Here is an 18743-nt window from a genome sequence, read left to right on the forward strand (position 1 = left end):
GAACGAGACAACAGGGCGCTACAGGGCAGGACGGGCAGGACCATGCCCGTCCCTTCACTCACAGCTAGCGTAGCCAATGCTCTACCAAAAATCAAGTTCCTCTGGGCCCAACTGACCGTCACCTCAACCGTACTCAAGCCAGACGCTCATTACCCCGGCGTTTGCCAGACCGCTCTATCCCTGCTGACCAGACTCCATAGCCAGTCACCAGACAACGATGTATACTGTAGAGAGGCTCTCTTCCCTGCCCACGGCATGAGCAGAGAGCAAGCGATCAGACTGTCGAAGAACGAGAAGAACGCGAGCGTCTCAGTCGGGCATCGCTTGTCTTCATCATAGACGACGCTTATGACATGCATAGGAACAGCCGGGCACATTGATCATGGCAAATCAACCCTCGTCAAGGCACTGACAGGCATCGATCCAGATCGTCTGACCGAAGAGAAAGTCCGCGGCATGACGATCGACCTGGGTTTTGCCTGGCTGACCTTGCCGGATGGCCGCGAGGTCAGCCTCATCGATGTACCGGGCCATGAGGGTTTCATCAAGAACATGCTGGCCGGAGTGGGAGGCATCGATGTCGCCTTGCTGGTCGTGGCCGCCGACGAGGGAGCAATGCCCCAGACCCGCGAGCATCTGGCCATTCTCGACCTGCTGCAGGTCCGTAGCGGCGTTGTAGCCTTAACGAAGGCCGACCTAGTCGATGAAGAATGGCTGGCCCTGGTCAGCGAGGAGATCGCCACGTTGCTTCAGCCTACCAGTCTGGCAGGCGCTCCCATCGTGCCCGTCTCGGCCATCAGCGGCCAGGGGATAGCGGCCCTGCTTGCTCACCTGCAAGAAGCTACCGCGAGGGCCCCTGAGCGCCCCGACCGGGGACGCCCCCGTCTCCCGGTCGATCGTGTTTTTACCCTTGCTGGCTTCGGAACAATCGTGACAGGAACGCTCATCGATGGCTGCTTCCGGCCAGGGCAAGAGGTCGAGATTCTCCCGCGCGGCCTCAAGGCCCGCATTCGCGGCCTCCAGCGCCATCGGCAGGCGATTAGCGTCGCCCAGCCCGGGGAACGCACCGCCCTGAATCTGGCCGGCATTGCCCATCAGGAAGTAGAGCGGGGCGATGTGGTGACCCTGCCGGGCCTGCTGCAGCCAACCACGCTGATCGATGTCCGCCTGCGCCTGCTGGCGGATGCTCCGCGCCCACTGAGTCACAACGCCCTGGTTGATTTCTACTGCGGGGCTCAGGTCGTACCAGCCACCGTGCGCCTGCTGGAAGACGACGAACTGCTTCCCGGTGAAAGTACCTGGGCGCAACTGCGTCTGCACCAGCCAACCGTGGTTGAGCGCCACGATCGCTTCATCGTGCGTATTCCCTCGCCCAGCCTCACGATCGGCGGCGGCGCAGTCCTCGATGCTCACCCGCGCTATCACCGTCGACGCCGCAGCGAGGTGCTCCACCATCTGGAGACGCTGGCTCAGGGCAGCCCTGAAGCTATCATCCTGACCCATCTCGAACAGCCAGTACGCCGCATGACAGGCACGACGCGCCTCCAGTGGCCAGCCTATGAGACCGCCGAGCTAGCCCGCCTGAGTAATCTCACCCAGCCTGTGACGCAGCAGGCCCTGGAGACGTTGTTAACTCAGAGACGAGTGCGACGTGTGGGGACATACTGGTTCGCGCTAAGTGTCTGGCAGGCCCTCAGCGAGGAGGCCCTCCGCCTGGTCCGCGACTACCATGTGCAGTTTCCATTGCGTAGCGGACTGTCTAAAGAGGAATGGCGCTCCCGCCTTCATCTGCCGCCACGCCTGGCAATGGAGGTGTTCGAAACCCTGCGCAGCGAGGGCTTGCTCACCGAAGCCGGCAGCGCTGGCCTGCTCCGCCTCCCCGAGTTTCTACCAACCTTGAGCGCTGAGCAGCAGCGACAGGTAGAGCGTTTAATTCAAGTCTTTCGCGAGAATCCTTTTATGCCGCCAACACGAGGGGAGGCCGAAGCTCTGATAGGGGAGGAGCTCGTGAATGCGCTGCTGGAGCGAGGCGAGCTAGTGAAGATGGGAGATGGTACCATCCTTTTTCTGCGTGAGGCGTACGAGAGAGCGGTAGCACTCATCACATCCTATTTGCAAGAGCATGGTACCATTACTGTAGCTCAGGCACGTGACCTGCTGGGAACAACGCGCAAGTACGTCTTACCTCTCCTGGAGCACATGGACGAACAGCGTATCACGCGACGAGTAGGTGATCTTCGCGTTCGCTTACCCCAGCCAGCAGGCACTTGAGGCCGGCGGCTCCTAGCTGTCAGCACGAAAGGTGGCGAGGCGAGTGGCTGCACTCGGGCTGGCCTCTGGAGCAAGACCGCAACAGAGGTGATTGCCGAAGAGAAAACAGATCTGTGCTACGCAGTAACCTCGGAGAAAGCTGTTCCCAATGGGGATAGGATGCGCTACAATAAGGAGCGAACTGTAGTTTACCGGGTATCCTGCGTTTATCGTCCATAGCAGGGCGTTTGTGAAAGAATACCTCGTCCCATCCGGAGGGCACGCTGGCTGGAGCGTGGAAGCAGCGGGCCAGGCTCGTTGGTCGAGTCGAGCCAGGTTGGTTGGACCAGGCTGGAGAGGCAGCAGAGCAGCCTGGCATGAGCATCGCTTGCCAGGCACGGAAGACCAGGCCAGCTTCAGCACGCCAACCAGGCTAGAGCGTGAGAAGCGGCCACAGGTGAAGCGGGGCAGACAGGCAAACAGGCTGGCTGGGAGGAAGAGCGAGGAGTAGCCAAGGCCAAAGCAGGCGAGAGAGAGGCGGGAGGCCGGCCCGACCAGGCCCCAAGGCCCATGTGGCCCCTCCTGATAAGCTGTACGGTCAAAGCGGAGAGCTATGCAAACAGAAGTTCTGGGCGAGCGATACCAGCTATTGGACCCCATCGGTCGGGGGGGCATGGCAACCATCTACCGCGGGCGGGACCTGCGCATGGATCGCCCTGTGGCGATTAAGGTGCTACGCGAGGTCTACAGTACCGACCCGAAGTTTGTCACGCGCTTCCAGCGCGAGGCAAAGGCCGCCTCTGCTCTGCAGCACCCCAATATTGTGCAGGTGTACGACTACGGGCAGAGCGAGGGGAATTACTATATCGTTATGGAGCTGGTCGAGGGCACAGACCTGCGCCGCTACTTGCGCTCACGGGGTGTGCTGGATGTGGAGCGCGCGGTGATTATCGCCCATGACGTCGCTCTCGGCCTCGGCGCCGCCCATCGCCGCGGGATCGTTCACCGTGATGTCAAGCCCCAGAATATTCTCGTCGGGCGCGATGGCTCGATTAAGCTGACCGATTTCGGTATCGCCAGCGTCTATAAGGATATCAATGCCGAGCGTCTCACCACAACGGGGATGACGCTCGGTACGGTGCAATATTATGCACCAGAACAGGCCCAGGGCGAGATCGTTAGCCCAGCCGCCGATGTCTACGCGCTCGGAATCGTGATGTATGAAATGTTGACTGGGCGCACTCCTTTCGAGGGCGATACCCCGGTGGCTGTGGCCATGCAACACATCCAGGACCCACCGGTACCCCCCAGCCACTATAATCCAGCTATTCCTCCCGCTCTCGAAGAGATTATTCTGCGCTGTCTGGAAAAGATCCCAGAGATGCGCTATCGCGATGGCAGCGCCCTGGCCCGCGCTCTGGAGGCCCTCGGAGAAACTGAGCTTGCAGAGCCTGCTGCCGATGTGGCAGCAGCGCCAACAGTGGTCACTTCACCTTACCGCCCTTCGCCCTCCGGCGTTGGGCACGGCCTGGTCAATGAGATCCCTGGCGCTGCTGCCGCTGCAGGCTACGATCAGCGTCCCCTCGCCGCTGGCGCCCTGGCGGCTTCTCCCTACGTTTCACCCGAGGCTCTCCCTGCTCCCGGGCCTGGACCCTATGGGGGCTTTGTTCAGTCAGGCACAACTCGTCCTTTCCAGCGTGATGCGATCGCCGGTGAGCGAGGTTCACGCTTAGCTGGTATTATTACTGCTCTTATCCTTATCGCCACTGTTCTGCTCCTCGGCTTCAGCATCTATCTGGCTTCTATTCTGGGATTTGTGCCTTTTCTGCACTTTTCTACTCAGGCGACCCCAGTCCCGCCAGAGGTGCCTGTTCCTTCGTTGATCGGCCTCACCTACCAGCAGGCACTGACCCGCGCGACCAATGCAGGCTTTGTACTGCAGGTGCATAATGGCCTGACCTCGGGATACGTGGTTCGGCAGTCGCCGCAGCCTCCGGCCCTGGCCCCACGCGGTTCGACGATCCTGGTCGATCTGCAAGAGCGACCGACAAAGGTCATTGTCCCCGATGGATTGGTGGGTAATACGCTGGCTGGAGCAGAACGCATTTTGCGCAGTCAGGGCATTCCCTTTACGGTGCAGTCCGACGGCGTTGATCCGACGAAGCCGGCCAACTATGTTGATCGTACTTCGCCCAAGAGTGGTGAGGAGCTGCCTAACGGCCAGAGCGTGATTCTCTACGTGGTGAACTTAAGCACTGGCTCGCCGACCACCGTCCCATCGCCAACGGCGACAGAGAAGCCCTCGCCGACCCCTACTCCATCGCCGTCTCCGACGCCGACGCCGTCGCCCTCACCAACGCCCTCACCAACGCCCTCGCCGACGGCCCACCCTCAGCCTTCGGCGACTCCCCCTTCTCTCTTACCCTAGAAGGGAGATAGGGCGCTGGCTGAGCCACTCGGACGGCGCTGAGAGGATACTACGCTCCATCGCTCAGCAATTCAAGAAGGGCAACCAGACGATCAACAACAGGGGACCCTCCAGATGGGGAGTCCCCTTTTCACTTTGCTCCGCGCTACCAGCTGGCAACAGCGATCGCATGATCCTTCTTCCTTACTCTTCTTTCACTCAAGCATGACCTGACTGCATTGCTCGTTCTCTGAGAGGGCAGTGGCTGGACAACCGGGGCTGAGCGTAACGCCTCCAGGGGAAGCGATAGTTATTGTAGTTAAACAGCATTGAGAGCGAGTCAGGCCAATCCACCAGCTTAGCGGGAAGAGGGGGGAGAGGAGGAATGCAGGTAACGCTGATGGCGTTGCTGGAGATAGGCCACCAGCGCCATCACCCCTACGAAGAGGAATGACCCACCATAGACGGCCAGTTCATGATCTTGGAGAAAGCTGATGGCTGGATCATTAATGATCAAGTGGGCCGCAACCCAGGCCAGGATAAAGCTGGCCACCAGTGTGAGGCCGGGTAACCGGCTAAGCACCTCAGCGATCAGCGCACTGCCTAAGAGCAGGAGCAGAATGCTGGTCAGAAGGCCAATAATGAGGACCGGGAGCTGCCCCTGGGCAATAGCGCCGATGGCGATCACGTTATCCAGGCTCATGGTGACATCTGCCAGCACGATGGTGAGCATGGCCAGCACAAAGCTGGTATTTTCTGGCGAGAGGTGACGCTCCAGCAGGCGATGCAGGTGGGAAGCCTTGTTCAGAACAGTAGCCGGCCCTCTGTTCAGCGGCTGAGTGATGCGCGACGTCTCGCTGACCGGGATCGATCTGGCCGCGCTCGCGGGCTGCGGCTCTGCCTTTTCAGAGGCATGGCTGAAGAAGAGACGGGCCGCAATTGAGAGAACCACAAGACCGCCTATGGCCTGGAGATAGGGAATCTGTAAGAGCCAGGTAGCCAGAGCAGCGAAAGTCAGACGGAGGAAAATAGCCAGGCCCCCACCGAGAGAGAGGGCCGCCCAGCGCCGTTGTCGTGGAATGCCTACAGTGGCCGCCCCAATGACCAGGGCGTTATCACCACTCAAAGCGAGATCGACTAGAATAATACCGCCGACAGTGCTGAGAAACTGCAGCCAGGTCTGCGGCATCTCCAACCCCCTTCATGAAGATAGAGAAGTTCATTGCTGTCCTGCCCAGAGCCAGAGCCATCGGCAAGCCAGGTCAGAAGAGAGCGGAGCCACACAGCACCAAAGAGAGCGACGGTAATGGGGATCACGTCGCTCAGAGCCTCCGTTGTCTTTACTGCTCGCTTGGGGGCCATGCCTGTGGGTAGCAAGCAGCCTGGCTGCCTCGCCTGGGCTATAAAGCTAGCCCTGCGGTAAGGAAGCGCATCTGAAACGCCTTGCTTTTCTTTACATAGTACCACGTGTAACGCAGTGCAGCAACACCACATGATAGAATGCAATGCGCACGGCCTTATGCTCGACGCCAGCCATGCGCGCGCCACGACAACGAGATGTAGGCAAAGGAGGACCACGCCACTATGCTGACTGCCGTACTACGCCATGTCTTGCTGACCCGCCCTTGTGGATTGACTTTCGACATCGACGGCACACTCAGCCCCATTGCTCCGACCCCTGAAGCCGCCAGGCTCTTTCCAGGCGTGGCATCTCTGTTGGAACGTCTGCGGCCCTACGCCAGGGTGGCGGTGGTCACGGGTAGAGGAATCACCAGCGCCGCGGCGCTGGTAGGGGTCGACGAGATCACGTACATCGGCAATCACGGCCTGGAGTGGGCGGAGGGCCTCCCTGAGCACCATCCGATCAGACTGCTTCCAGAGGCCGAAGCCTACCGCCTTCCAGCGCAGCGGCTGCTTGCGCTGGCGGAGCAGTACCTGACGCCAGCGCTCCCTTGCGCGCAGATTGAATACAAAAGTATCGGCGGGACCATCCATTACCGTCGCTGCCCCAATCCTGCCCAGGCCCGGCAGCAGATCCTGGAGCTGCTGAGGGAGCCAGCGCAGGAGAGCGGCCTCCTGCTCACGGAAGGGAAGATGGCCGTCGAACTGCGCGTACCTGGCCTGAATAAAGGCCAGGCTCTGCAGCGCTTCATCGAGCAGTATCAGCTGCGTAGTGCGCTCTTCGCGGGGGATGACACCACTGACCTGGATGGAGTAGAGACCCTGATTCGCCTGCGCCAAGAGGGGTCCTGTCCGGCAGCGGTGACGATCGCTGTGCGCCACGCCGATACCCCCCCTCGACTCCTGGAGCGGGCGGATCTCATCGTCGAGGGAGTGGCTGGCATGGCGGCCTTGCTAGAGGAAATGGTGACCTTCCTGGAGAGTGAGGCTGGGGCGTCCTCGCCAGGCTGGCAGGAAAAGCGTGCGTAGTGGATTACCTCCACGCGCTTTTCTTGCCAGCCCGAAGACAGCGGCATCTAGCAGCAGGGTCATCCTGCTGAAAGAGACAACGGGCTGGGCGCAAGCTCGGGTTCACTCTCTGGCTCACTCTGCTCACGCTGCCGCTTCTCGTTCTCAGCGGCCAAACGCGCCAGGTCAAGTAGCTCGTTAATATCTTCAATCTGACGGGTGAGCCAGGTCTGCAGATTGTTCTGCTCCACGATCTGACGGGCCAGCTTGGCCCGCCGCTCACGCTCCTCGGGCGGAAGCGTCAGGGCAGTGTAGAGCGCCTCGGCGGTCTCTGCCACATCCAGAGGCGAAGTCGGAATGGCTGCTTTGCCAAGCTGCTGGAAGGCGCCAGCAGTGCGCGAGAGCACAAGCAAGCCGTTGCGCTTGTTGACAACCGCTCCTTCCTTGGCTACCAGATTCATGCCGTCAATAATGGGGTTGACGAGCAGCACGTCGTAAAACTGCATGGCGGCCAATGCCCGCGTACGGTCGTTGTCGCAGAAGACCTCAATGGGCTTCCAGCTGGCATCCCCATAGCGGGCATTGATCTCTTCGACGAGCTTGAGCACCTCACTGTTGAGCCGCTTGTATTCGGGCAGTGATTGACGCGAAGGAACAAGGAAGGCCAGGAATTTTACCTTCCCCCGCAGTTCGGGATGCTCCTCCAGCATCTGGGCATAGGCCTGGAAGCCTCGAGGAATGTTCTTCGTCGGCTCGATACGGTCGACGCGCATGATCGTCTGTTCGCCTAGTAGGGGCAGGATCTTTTCGGCAGCCCTCCGCCCGGCCAGGCTCTGGACAATGCGCCGCTCCTCAGTCACCGAGATCGAGATCGGATACGCTCGCGCCAGCGTGCGGTGTCCCTGCCAGACAACGGTCCCTTCTTCAAAGTCGACTTCGGCCCCTTCGAGAATGGTCCGCGCCCCTTCCAGGAAATTGCGCGCATCGCGCTCGGTCTGGAAGCCAACGATATCGTTGCCCACCAGGCCACGATAAATCTCCTGCGTAATGTTGCTAGGCAGGAAGTGCCAGCAACGGCTGTCTGGCCAGGGAATGTGAATAAATTGCTGGGTGATGATGCTAGGGTGCCGCTCACGAATCATAGCGGCCACCAGATAGAGGTGATAGTCATGCAGCATAACCACTGGCGTGGTCTCAGCCCGCTCGATCTCGGCATTCACCGCCTCGGCAATGGCCTGGTTAGCCACCCGATAGCCGTTCCTCCAGGCATCCTGCAGCCGCTGATAATTGAAGGAGTTACTGCTGGGATCATAGAGATAGTGCTGCAGGAACCAGAGGACGCGATTGCTAATGATGTCATAGTGCTTGCGGTAAGCCGTCTTGGGAATGACAACGTAGCGGAGCTGCATCTTGAGATTCGGCAGCGGCGAGGGAATACGCCCACACTCAGCTTCAGCGCCGCGCGCCGCCAGACGGTCCCCTTCTGTCATCGCCATTGCCACCCAGGTGACTTCCATGCGACTGGCCGCCTCGATGAGAGCTGTGACGACTCCTCCCGCTCCTCGTCGAGATTTCAACACTTTATCTTGTGTAAGATAAAATTCAACGGGACCGCGGTTGGTCGCAATAATGAGGCGATGCGCATGGAGTGGCTCCGCTTGCGCAGGATGCAGCGTTTTATGCGCAGACATAGGTTGGTCCTTTCTAACAGGTTCTTCGCGCTTCGGCTGCGACTTTCTGCTGCTCTTCATCTCTCTCGCTGTCTCACTTGTTTGTCCGCTCCCTCCTTGTTCGGGCCTGGTCGGTGTGCGTTTTTCGCCGCCTACCTTCCCGCAGAGGCACGAGAAGACAGAGGCGACGAGAGGGAACGCAGACCTTTCTCTGCCCTCTTTAGGTGACGCACGGTCAGATACCTCTGTTGGAGACACCCTTATGTATAGTACCATAATTCGCAGAGGAAATGGGGCCTTCTCTCCCTGGAAACAGCCACTGGCAACAAGAGGGAACCCCTTCCTCCGTATTTTTCATGAGTCGGAACCAGACTTTGAATAGCTTGAAATTGTCAAGAGGGCTTCGCTTATGATACGCACAGACGGGCGTTCTCAGACTCAACTACGCCCCCTACGCCTGACAGTTGACTATCTAGACTATGCCGAGGGCTCGGTGATCATCGAGGCGGGACGAACACGGGTGCTATGCGCCGCCACCGTCGAGGAAAAGGTACCCCCTTTTCTAGAGGGCAGCGGACGCGGCTGGGTCACCGCCGAGTATAGCATGTTGCCCCGGGCAACGCTGACCCGCACACCACGTGAGCGTGAAGGACGCCTCAGCGGTCGCACCCAGGAGATTCAGCGGCTGATCGGTCGTTCGCTGCGGGCTGCCGTGGATCTGGAGGCCCTGGGAACGCGCACCCTGATTCTTGACTGCGACGTACTGCAGGCCGACGGCGGAACGCGTACCGCCGCCATTACCGGCGCCTTTGTGGCTCTTTACCGGGCATGCAGCCGCCTAGTGGAGCGCGGTCTCCTGCCCGCTCACCCGGTGCGCACCGCGGTGGCCGCCGTTAGCGTGGGTGTCGTCGAGGGCGAGCCACTCCTCGATCTGTGCTATGAGGAGGATGCCCGGGCCGAGGTTGATTTCAATGTGGTCATGACGGCACACGGCGACTTCGTCGAGGTTCAAGGCACCGGCGAGGGCGGCGTCTTTAGTCGCACCCGCCTGGATGAATTGCTCTCTCTGGCACAAGAGGGGATCAGCCAGCTGCTGGCCTTCCAACAGCCGTATCTGCGCTAGCCTGGCCGCCACGGATTTTTTCCTGAAGACTGGCTCTTGTTCGCTCGTTCGCCCGCTCCTTGCCGTTTGAAACATCTGCTAGCGGTACTAAAGTACCGCTCCGCCGACTCCACAAGGGAGCCTGCTTCCTTGCCTTGCTCGTGGCTCTGGTACAATAAAAATGGCAGTGATGTGGTGTGTCAGGATAGCCCAATATGCCCCTGTCCTGCTGGCAAAGCTTGCAGGCTGCAGGGGCTCATGTTAGAATCGTCCCGCGAATGGCCGAATGAGAGAGCTAGCTGCAGAAGGCCGCTCGTCTGCATGAGGTTCGCCGAAAGTCACACCGGAAGAAAGAAAACGACAGCACAGAGCAGCAGGAACGGGGGCGAGCGAGAGATGGCCCCGCAGCTATATGCACAGCCAGGTGCAGGACGGCAACAGAACAGTCGGCAGGCGAGCCAGACGATGAGGAGTAGCTCGCTCGTCAGCCAGAGTAGCTGAGCCGCAGAGCGAAGGCTCATCCCTCCCCGACAAGGCCCACCTGACAGCTGAAGGGCAGAGGGTGACGACAGAAGGCGGAACGGTACAGCAGTGAAGCAGGCAGGGTCAGCCCCGCTCGCTAACGCCCGAAGAAAGCTGCGGCAGAAAGGCAAGACCTGGCCTGCAGGCAGTCGGGGCCTGCAATCTGGACGGCTCGTATGGTCTGACAGCGGGCTGTGAGCCGAGCGAAGGATAAGAGACAGCGGCATCGTAGTGTGATGTCAGAGGAGCGTATCTTGAAGAAGACAGAGCGTTCATGGTTCTGGCGTATCATCGATGTGATTAATCCTCTGCGCGATCCCAGCCTCACCGTGGCAGTTGTCCTGACCATTATTGAGGAGGCAGGGCAACATGATCCCTGGTACTGGATTGTGGTGGCCGGTCTGGTGAACTGGCTGGCGGTGCGCGGGCTGGTCTGGCTGCTGGTCAACTTTACCTTTGCCTGTACCTTTCTGGCGCGCCGCCTGTGGTGGGCTATTAAGCACCCGCGACTGGCCTGGCGCATCCTCGATGCAATCGGGCATGAGGAGATCGTGATCGGTGGTCTGCCTACCATTCCCGAGGGCATGCTGATGCCCGATGGCTCCTCGATCTTGAGCCTCAACCCCGCCTTCGGAGGGGTGACAGTAACGGGCGAGCTGGCTTCCCCACAAGGCCCTGTTCTGGGCCTGCCCGCAGGCCAAACAGGTCAGACAGGTCCCATGACTCAGATCGGTCAGGGGAGCGCGGATTTCTCAGGCCTGCCCGGCAACTCTGGCTTCTTCCCCGGCGTGCAACAGGCTCCCGCCTATTTCCAGAGCGGCTTCTATGGCCAGGCCGCCCCCTCCGCTGAGGGCTTCCCACAGAGCGGCTCGCAGTCCCACAGCGCCGAGGAGGAGCGCCTGCGCCAGCAATTGGAGTCTTGTATCCGCTTGATCGAGGATTGGGTTCAGTTTACCGAGGAAAAATGGCGCACGGTCAGCGATAGCCAGCTTGGCTGGAAACCACTGCGTGGGCGCTGGTCAAGCTGGGACGACATTTTCCAGGATACCTTCGCCGCTCACACGTCTGATCCGCTGGCTCAGGCGGCCCAGGACGCCGGCGAGGCTAATGCTCGCCGCTTCGAAAGCGCTCGCGAAAAGGGCTCTGCCGCTTCCGCTGTTGCTTGCTTCCTGCGGGATATGATGACCTTGCGTCGCGGCATGGAGATGCTGCAGGCTACCGGTGGCCAGCTGCCGGAAACTTCGGCAATGCAGCCCGTCGTTCCTCATACGTCCCTCCGCTCTTTCGGCACCAGCGGTCCTCTGCGCGGCAATACTGGTTCTGGCTCCCCTGTACGCAATTCCTTAATCCGCCGTCCAGCCCAGATCTTCGTGGACGCTGATACTGAAAAGTAGGATGGATATATAAGCCCATGCAACCATATGCCTCGCGTGTTGTTCAGGTCCGTCCAGAGATCGAACGTATTGCTCCCTATGTACCAGGAGAATCGCTAGAGGCTTTCTCTCAAAGAACTGGTATCCCGATTGATCGCTTGATTAAGCTCAATAGCAATGAGAATCCCTATGGCCCGATCCCTCCAGTGCTCGCCGCGCTGGGGCGGTACGTCTCCTATAACAATTATCCCGATACAGACTCCACCGCCCTGCGGCGGGCCTTGGCCGAGTTCACGGGCCTGGCTGAGCGCTATATTGTCCTCAGCCATGGCAGCAACGAGCTGATCAATCTGCTCTGGCACGTCTTCCTGTCGGTCGGGGACAACATTATCTGTTGCCCCCCCACCTTCACGCTCTATACGACAGTGACGACGCTCTGCGGCGCCTACGTGATCGAGGTCCCACGTACAGAGTCCTACGATCTCGATGTCGAGGCTATCCTGTCAGCATTGACCCCCGAGACAAAGCTGATCGTCCTCTGTTCGCCGAATAATCCAACCGGTAATCTGGTAGCCCAGGAGGATATCCGGCGCTTGTTGGAGACGGGGCGCATTGTGGTCGTCGACGAGGCCTACGTGGAGTTCTCGCAGCAGCCGCGGGGCGTGGCTCATCTGGTGCCCGAGTACCCTAATCTGGTGGTGCTGCGCTCTTTCAGTAAGTGGGCTGGCCTGGCCGGGCTGCGCATCGGCTACGGCCTCTTCCCTGAGTGGATCGCCAGCTACTTGCGACGCGCTCAGTGCCCCTTCGAGGTGAATGTGGCCGGCCACATCGCCGCTATAGAGACGCTGGCCCACCTCGACTGCGTCTGGGAGCGCGTGCAACTCCTGATCCAGGAACGCGAACGTCTCTTCCAGGTGCTGGCCGCTCAGCCGTATCTGGCGCCCGTCCCTTCCCAGGGGAACTTTATTATGGCGCGCGTCTGCGATGAGGAAATTACGGTGGAGGACATTCGCGCCAGCGTTGAGTCGTATGGCATTCTCTTGCGCTATTTCCAGCATCCGTATCTGCAGAATGTCCTGCGGGTAACTGTGGGCTTACCGGAGCATACCGATCTGCTGGCGCGCGCCCTGGCTGAGGTGCGTCCTGGCAGAGCGAAGCGCAGCACTAACAGCGCTGGCTGAGTTATCACTCTGACCGCTCAACTGTGGGCAAGCCGGCCTGGATTACCTGCCTTGACCGACGTCACGCCAGGACGTGGGCGGAATGAGGGTCAGGTGGGTCTGGCAGGCCGGCAGCTGCTATTTATATCGCGCCCGGCTGCTTTGGTCTTGGTCTTGACCGTGCTCCCTGTGCTCCTGGCCTCAGTCGTCGTTTCATCAGCTCCACGCTCTTCCTTCCAGTCGCCAGAAGTCAGCAGATGCACCGGCTCGTCAGGCCGGCTGTCAAGAAAATGCTTGCCCACGAGTATCGGCGCGCGTTACAATACAGCCGGCAATGATGGGCAACGCCGCGCTATCATCGATTGTGCATCTACTAGCAAGACGATAAGATTTGAGCAGAGTAGAGAGAGGTAGGTACCGTTCTATGCCTGGTGTGAGCAGAGAAAGTACGGTCATTGCGAACCTGGTAGCTCGTGAGATCCTCGATTCGCGTGGCAACCCGACGGTCCAGGTGGAGGTCTGGTTGAAAGGCGGCGCTCGCGGTGTGGCAGCGGTCCCTTCGGGGGCCTCAACAGGCGCCCACGAGGCGGTTGAGCTGCGCGACGGCGACCGTCAGCGCTACGGCGGCAAAGGAGTGCTGACGGCGGTCCAGCATGTCAATACGACTCTGCGGGAAGCACTGATCGGCCAGGATGCCACAGATCAGGTGGCTCTCGATGGCCTGATGGTCCAGCTCGATGGCACCCCTAATAAGGGGAAGCTCGGCGCTAATGCCATTCTCGGCGTCTCTCTCGCCCTGGCCCACGCGGCGGCCAATGCTCTTGGCCAGCCGCTCTATCGTTATTTGGGCGGGGTTTCGGCCAGTGTACTGCCCGTTCCAATGATGAATATCCTCAACGGCGGCAAGCACGCCGATAACTCCGCCGATATGCAGGAGTATATGATTCTGCCGGTGGGAGCTCGCTCCTTCCGTGAGGCGCTGCGCATGGGAGCCGAGGTCTACCAGAGCCTGAAAAAGGTCTTGCATAGCAAGAAGTATAATACGAATGTCGGCGATGAGGGTGGCTTCGCTCCTTCGCTGAGCTCGAATCGGGAGCCGCTGGAGCTGCTACTGACCGCCATCGAGGCGGCTGGCTACCGCCCCGGGGTCGATATCTGTCTCGGGATGGACCCCGCCGCCAGCGAGCTGTATCAGGATGGCAAGTACCTGCTGGCCCGCGAAGGCCGCACGCTCTCGTCCGCCGAGATGGTCGATCTCTATGAGCAGTGGGTCAACGAGTATCCGTTGATCTCGATCGAGGACGGCCTGGCAGAAGATGACTGGGAAGGCTGGTCCCTGCTCTGCCAGCGTCTGGGCGGACGGGTGCAGTTGGTCGGCGACGATCTCTTCGTGACGAATACAGCCCGCCTGAAGCGCGGGATCGAGGAGCGGGCCGCCAACTCCATCCTGATTAAGCTCAATCAGATTGGGACCCTGACGGAGACGCTGGCGGCCATCGAGATGGCAAAGCGCGCTTCGTTTACGGCGGTGGTCTCTCATCGCTCGGGCGAGACAGAAGATACAACGATCGCCGATCTGGTGGTGGCTACCAATGCAGGCCAGATTAAAACAGGTGCTCCAGCTCGCAGTGAGCGCGTGGCCAAGTACAATCGCTTGCTGGTGATTGAGGAAGAATTGGGTGAGCGCACAGCTCAGTATGCGGGCTTTGGGGCTTTCTATAATGTTCCAGGACTCTACGCGCGAATGTAGAGGAGCGATGCAGAGACGCTCGTTCGCAGCGCACGGAAGAGTGAGGCAGAAGCAATGACACAGAGTACAGCACAGCTACCACGGGTGGCAGGCGCCGGTGAACGGCGCACGATCCGCCTGATCCATTATAATGTGACTTATTATGTCTACGGGGCCGAGCATGGAACCGATGGGGCACTGGTCCTGCTCCACGATGTGCTGGCAGGGGCCTTCTCCTGGCGCGAGGTTATTCCTTTGCTGACCAGCAGCGGGCGGGCTATCTATGTGCTGGACCTGCTGGGCCATGGCCTCTCTGATCATCCCTGGCCGGCTGATACCTCGGTCTGGGGCCACGCCGATTATCTGGCAATGTTCCTGGAGGCTCTGCAGTTGACCAATGTGGTGCTGGTGGGTCACGGCCTCGGCGGTGGCGTGGCCCAGATTCTGGCAACGCGCCTGAGTCGGGAACGCGTGGCGGCCCTGGTGGTGATTGATACGGTCTGCTATTTGCACGCCTTTGCCGAGGACTGGCCACTGCCGCACATGAAGGAGCGGCAGGAGTACGATGCTCCTAAACGCGCGAGCGTCGAGGAGGTGCTGCGCGATCTGCGGGCTACGCTGCCCGCCGCTTCAGCACGGCCTGAACAGTTCAAGCAGCAGATGCTCGACGACTTCGTGAGCCATTGGAATAGCGAGCTACACAAGGAAGTCCTTTATCAGCACATCCGCAACCTGATTCCCTACTACGTGAATTCAGTGTCGAGCGATCTATCGCGCGTGGGAAAGCCCGTGCTGATCATCTGGGGAGAGGAAGATCAACAGATTCCGTTGAAGTATGCTCAGCGCCTCCATCGGGAGATCCCGGGTTCGCAGTTGAGCATTATTCCCCAGGCCGGCCATCTAGTGCTCTTCGATGCCCCAGAGGCAGTAGCGCGGGCCATTCGAGGCTTCGTCTCCTCTCTATCAGCACGCGCTTAGCTCAGACCCCAGGTTACCGGGTCTGGAGAGGGACCAGGTCCAGGGGGACCCGAGTCGTCTCCCGTTCCGCCGCGGCGTCGCCTCTTCTCTCTGCTCCTGACCAGGATAGGAGGAGAGGCGACAACGTTAACCTGGGGTCTGAGCACTCTCCTTCTTCAGGCACAGCGATGAATGTCAATCCCACCTGACTGCTGGCGGTAGATTTCGTAATAGCGCAGGTAGCTCTGAAGAGCTTGCAAGTAGGCATCATAGAGGCGCTCTAGCTCGATGGGTGAGGCGCCGCGCTCGCCGGCTACAACCATATCGCGCCAGAGCCTGTGCATGCGCTTTTCGGCATACTGCAGTTGTTTGAAGGACATGCGCTATCCTCGCTTGTGTACGCTAGGAAGCCTTGCGACTCTCGTTGCGCTGACGGTACTCGCGGCTTAGTTGCAGAATAAGCTCGCGCGCCGCCGCGTAGTTCCAGGAGGCGAGGTCGTTCGGCTCCGACTTGCCGAGCGTATCGCAGAGCTTGCGAATGCTGGCGAGCTGCTGGTCGGTGATCGGACCGTGCTCGCTGTCGCTGCCGTTGCCCGATCGCGATGAGGTGCGCTGGCGAGATGGGGAAACAGCAGGGACGGCAGTCCCGCGCGCGTTGGAGGAGGCAGCCTCCAAATCAGAGGCCGCCGCGGCCTCCGGGGCATGCTCGCCTGTAGAGTGAGCAGCAGCCCGTTCGACGGGACTGTCGACGATACGATGCTCCTCATCCAGCTCCGGGGCAAATTGGGTTCCGAAGCCGAGCGCGGCAAGGGCGCGCCCAATGGCACCCGTCTCAGCCTTCTCGATGAAATCAGGAAAGCTGGCGGCCTTCTCCGACTTAGTCCCTGTGGCAACGCCTCCCTTGCCGTCCTTGACAACGGCGCGAAAGATGACGAAACCCCTGGCCCGGCGAACCATCTTTTCGTTGCGCCGGGTCTCGCTGTTGTAGCCGTAATACTCCTCCTCGGTCTCGCGCTCCAGATCCAGGTGTACCATCTCGGTTTCAATGGTCCCCTGGGGACAGAGCTCGCGGAACCAGACGAGTCGCCACTGGACAGGCAGGTAGTCGCGCAGCTCGCCACGATTGCCGCTTCTGATCTGTAGCAGGTGCTCGCTCGGGTTGAAGCGTGGACGCTGTTCCTCACGGCCCTGAGAATGAGAGTGCTCACCAAGAGATGTCATAGGCAATGCCTCCTCCTACTGGCTGTTCCTCGCGCTGCGCCTGACTGGCCAATTGCTTTGAGCGACCGCGCCGGGCGCTGTGCAAGTTATCGCTATGAGATCGCGCTGCCCGGACTTCACCAGCACCCGGTAACGCGGCTTCTCAGGAGATCTAGAACTTATGTTCTAGCATTGTACCCGGCAGAAGAGCATCTGTCAAGCTAGCTGCTTGCTTGGCGAGAGAGGTTGCTCATCAACCAGGGGGCTCCAAAGAATCGTTCTGGCTGCGGGGGTCAAAAACGGAAAGGCATATTGATCTTAAGATGACAAAAGATGATCTTTTTCGAGTCGACGAGAATTATTCGTTGTCTGGTGGAAGGATAACAAAGCCGGGATGGTTTTGCTCCCAGAGCCGCAGACGCTGGTAGAGCTGCGTTTTCATGAAATAGCGATATTCATAGGCCAGACGTAGACTCTTCTGAAGCATCTCGGGACGGAGCTCACCACTATTATGGGTCCCTAAGACCTTGTGGAGGGCAAGAGAGAGAGAATAGCCAGCAGGTCATGGCCGCAGCAGACCTGCCATATTGGCCAGGTGCTTTGTGTCACCCCTCTTATCCGCGCCTCTACACCTCTATCACACTGTTACTCTTGTTCTACTCACCATACGTGAACAGAACCGGCCTGTCAGGCAAGGAGACGGCAATTTTCCTGTGTTATAATGAAGAGTGTCCTGCTCAATCATTGAGTAGGGGAAGCACGCAGAGAGCAACAGACAGAGGACGGGAAGAACCATGAGTGCCATCAGCCCCACAGCCGTCTACGAGGCCATTCAAGCAGCGCTGCGACGAGGCGAGCGCGTCGGCATTGCCACTGTGGTCAAGACCATTGGAGCCGCCCCCTGCGATATCGGGGTCCGCATGCTGCTCCATGCCGATGGCAGCGCTAGCGGCAGCTTCGGCGGAGGGCGCGCCGACGAGCAGGCCATCAAAGCCATGCAGCAGGCCCTCCAGGAAGGGCGCTCGTTCCTCACACATATTCACATCGACCCCGACGAAGCCGTCGGCAGCTGTGGCGCAACCCTGGAGGTCTTTGTCGAGGCCATCTCTCCGGAGCCACGACTGATCATTGCCGGGGCCGGCCATGTGGCTCAGGCGCTGGCGCGCTTCGCCGCCGACCTCGACTTTCGCATTGTGGTAATAGACGACCGTCGTGATCTGGCGGATCCTCGTACCTTTGGCGAGCGCGTCCAGCTCCTCTTTGGTGACATCGCCCAGACCATTCGCGAGCTGCGACCGGATGCCTCAACCTGGGTAGTCATTGTCACACGCGGCCACCGGCTCGACGAGGAGGCCCTGCGCGCTGCCGTAGAGAGCGAGGCCGCCTATGTAGGCATGATCGGCAGCGCCGGCAAAATCCGCAACATCTTTCGCAATTTGCTCAAGGCAGGTATTCCTCGCGAGCGCCTTGAGCAGGTACACACGCCTATCGGCCTCGATATCGGTGCCGTCACCCCCCAAGAGATCGCGCTTAGCATCGCCGCTGAGCTGGTGATGACCAGGCGCACAGGCGCCAAAGGCACCGGGGCCCCTCTCAAAACGCTGCACCACCTGATCGAGGAAGTCGCTCCCGTAAGCGCCTGATTGAGCAAGTACGGCAATGGCGGAGCGGTAGCCGGCGAGCACAGCCTGCTCGTTGCCAGGAGAGGATAGGCTACTCGCCCTCTGGTCCCGATTTTCCTCAAGACGCCCGCTTGTGATACGATGGCAATAGAGCCAGCGCCTGGCCGGCCTGTCAGCCACGGCCAGCCTCCTGTCAGGGGCCTCCATGCCCAGGTCCGGCCACGGACAGTTGCTGACTCCCAAGCGGCAGATCACATTTTCGGGGTTTTTCGGGAAGGACACGCTATGCTGCGAAGCGAGCATTCGAGGATTCTCTCGGCGTTGCTCCTCTGTCTGCTCATC

At 60.1% G+C, this 18743-nt stretch carries 14 protein-coding genes; 9 read left to right on the forward strand and 5 right to left on the reverse strand.

Annotation, left to right across the window (positions count from 1 at the left end):
- Positions 1 to 348: 348 nt before the first annotated feature.
- Both selB and pknB read left to right on the forward strand, forming a co-directional pair.
- Positions 349 to 2271: a selenocysteine-specific translation elongation factor gene (gene selB / locus A4R35_RS12045; protein WP_112429674.1), complete on the forward strand. Its 1923-nt coding sequence runs from the start codon at positions 349 to 351 to the stop codon at positions 2269 to 2271.
- 592 nt (positions 2272 to 2863) lie between these two features.
- The gene (gene pknB / locus A4R35_RS12050) at positions 2864 to 4678 is read left to right on the forward strand and encodes a Stk1 family PASTA domain-containing Ser/Thr kinase (protein ID WP_112429676.1); all 1815 of its coding nucleotides are present in this window, start codon (positions 2864 to 2866) and stop codon (positions 4676 to 4678) included.
- A gap of 337 nt (positions 4679 to 5015) precedes the next feature.
- Here pknB and A4R35_RS12055 read toward each other — a convergent pair whose 3' ends face one another.
- Positions 5016 to 5846, reverse strand: a complete 831-nt coding sequence (locus A4R35_RS12055) for a YjbE family putative metal transport protein (protein WP_112429678.1) — start codon at positions 5844 to 5846, stop codon at positions 5016 to 5018.
- Positions 5847 to 6241: 395 nt separating this feature from the next.
- Here A4R35_RS12055 and otsB point away from each other — a divergent pair, with 395 nt between their 5' ends.
- Complete coding sequence (gene otsB / locus A4R35_RS12060; RefSeq protein WP_112429680.1) at positions 6242 to 7087, forward strand: trehalose-phosphatase; 846 nt, start codon at positions 6242 to 6244, stop codon at positions 7085 to 7087.
- 59 nt (positions 7088 to 7146) lie between these two features.
- On the opposite strand, the gene A4R35_RS12065 is transcribed toward otsB, so the two are convergent.
- Entirely contained in the window at positions 7147 to 8757 is a 1611-nt protein-coding gene (locus A4R35_RS12065; RefSeq protein WP_189361714.1) for an alpha,alpha-trehalose-phosphate synthase (UDP-forming), read from the reverse strand.
- 388 nt (positions 8758 to 9145) lie between these two features.
- On the opposite strand from A4R35_RS12065, the gene rph reads away from it, so the two are divergent.
- From rph to A4R35_RS12095, 5 genes are all read left to right on the forward strand, one after another.
- Entirely contained in the window at positions 9146 to 9859 is a 714-nt protein-coding gene (gene rph / locus A4R35_RS12070; RefSeq protein ID WP_112429684.1) for a ribonuclease PH, read from the forward strand.
- Positions 9860 to 10614: 755 nt separating this feature from the next.
- Entirely contained in the window at positions 10615 to 11754 is a 1140-nt protein-coding gene (locus A4R35_RS12080) for a hypothetical protein (RefSeq protein ID WP_146747200.1), read from the forward strand.
- A 17-nt stretch (positions 11755 to 11771) separates the two neighbouring features.
- Entirely contained in the window at positions 11772 to 12914 is a 1143-nt protein-coding gene (hisC, locus tag A4R35_RS12085) for a histidinol-phosphate transaminase (RefSeq protein ID WP_112429689.1), read from the forward strand.
- Positions 12915 to 13317: 403 nt separating this feature from the next.
- Positions 13318 to 14643, forward strand: coding sequence for a phosphopyruvate hydratase (eno, locus tag A4R35_RS12090; RefSeq protein ID WP_112429691.1), 1326 nt, complete (start codon positions 13318 to 13320; stop codon positions 14641 to 14643).
- 54 nt (positions 14644 to 14697) lie between these two features.
- The gene (locus A4R35_RS12095; RefSeq protein ID WP_112429693.1) at positions 14698 to 15600 is read left to right on the forward strand and encodes an alpha/beta fold hydrolase; all 903 of its coding nucleotides are present in this window, start codon (positions 14698 to 14700) and stop codon (positions 15598 to 15600) included.
- A 155-nt stretch (positions 15601 to 15755) separates the two neighbouring features.
- Here A4R35_RS12095 and A4R35_RS12100 read toward each other — a convergent pair whose 3' ends face one another.
- From A4R35_RS12100 to A4R35_RS25005, 3 genes are all read right to left on the reverse strand, one after another.
- Complete coding sequence (locus A4R35_RS12100; protein ID WP_112429695.1) at positions 15756 to 15959, reverse strand: hypothetical protein; 204 nt, start codon at positions 15957 to 15959, stop codon at positions 15756 to 15758.
- Positions 15960 to 15981: 22 nt separating this feature from the next.
- Positions 15982 to 16800 (reverse strand): hypothetical protein, encoded by an 819-nt coding sequence (locus tag A4R35_RS12105; protein WP_112429697.1) that lies wholly within the window; start codon positions 16798 to 16800, stop codon positions 15982 to 15984.
- A gap of 337 nt (positions 16801 to 17137) precedes the next feature.
- Positions 17138 to 17266, reverse strand: coding sequence for a hypothetical protein (locus tag A4R35_RS25005; RefSeq protein ID WP_262982329.1), 129 nt, complete (start codon positions 17264 to 17266; stop codon positions 17138 to 17140).
- A gap of 307 nt (positions 17267 to 17573) precedes the next feature.
- Between A4R35_RS25005 and A4R35_RS12115 the strand changes: the two genes are divergently transcribed.
- A complete protein-coding gene (locus A4R35_RS12115) occupies positions 17574 to 18422 on the forward strand; it encodes an XdhC family protein (protein ID WP_112429699.1) in 849 nt (282 codons plus the stop codon).
- The last annotated feature ends 321 nt before the right edge of the window (positions 18423 to 18743 follow it).

The sequence above is a fragment of the Thermogemmatispora tikiterensis genome, assembly GCF_003268475.1.
In the GTDB taxonomy this organism is placed as follows: Bacteria; Chloroflexota; Ktedonobacteria; order Ktedonobacterales; family Ktedonobacteraceae; genus Thermogemmatispora; species Thermogemmatispora tikiterensis.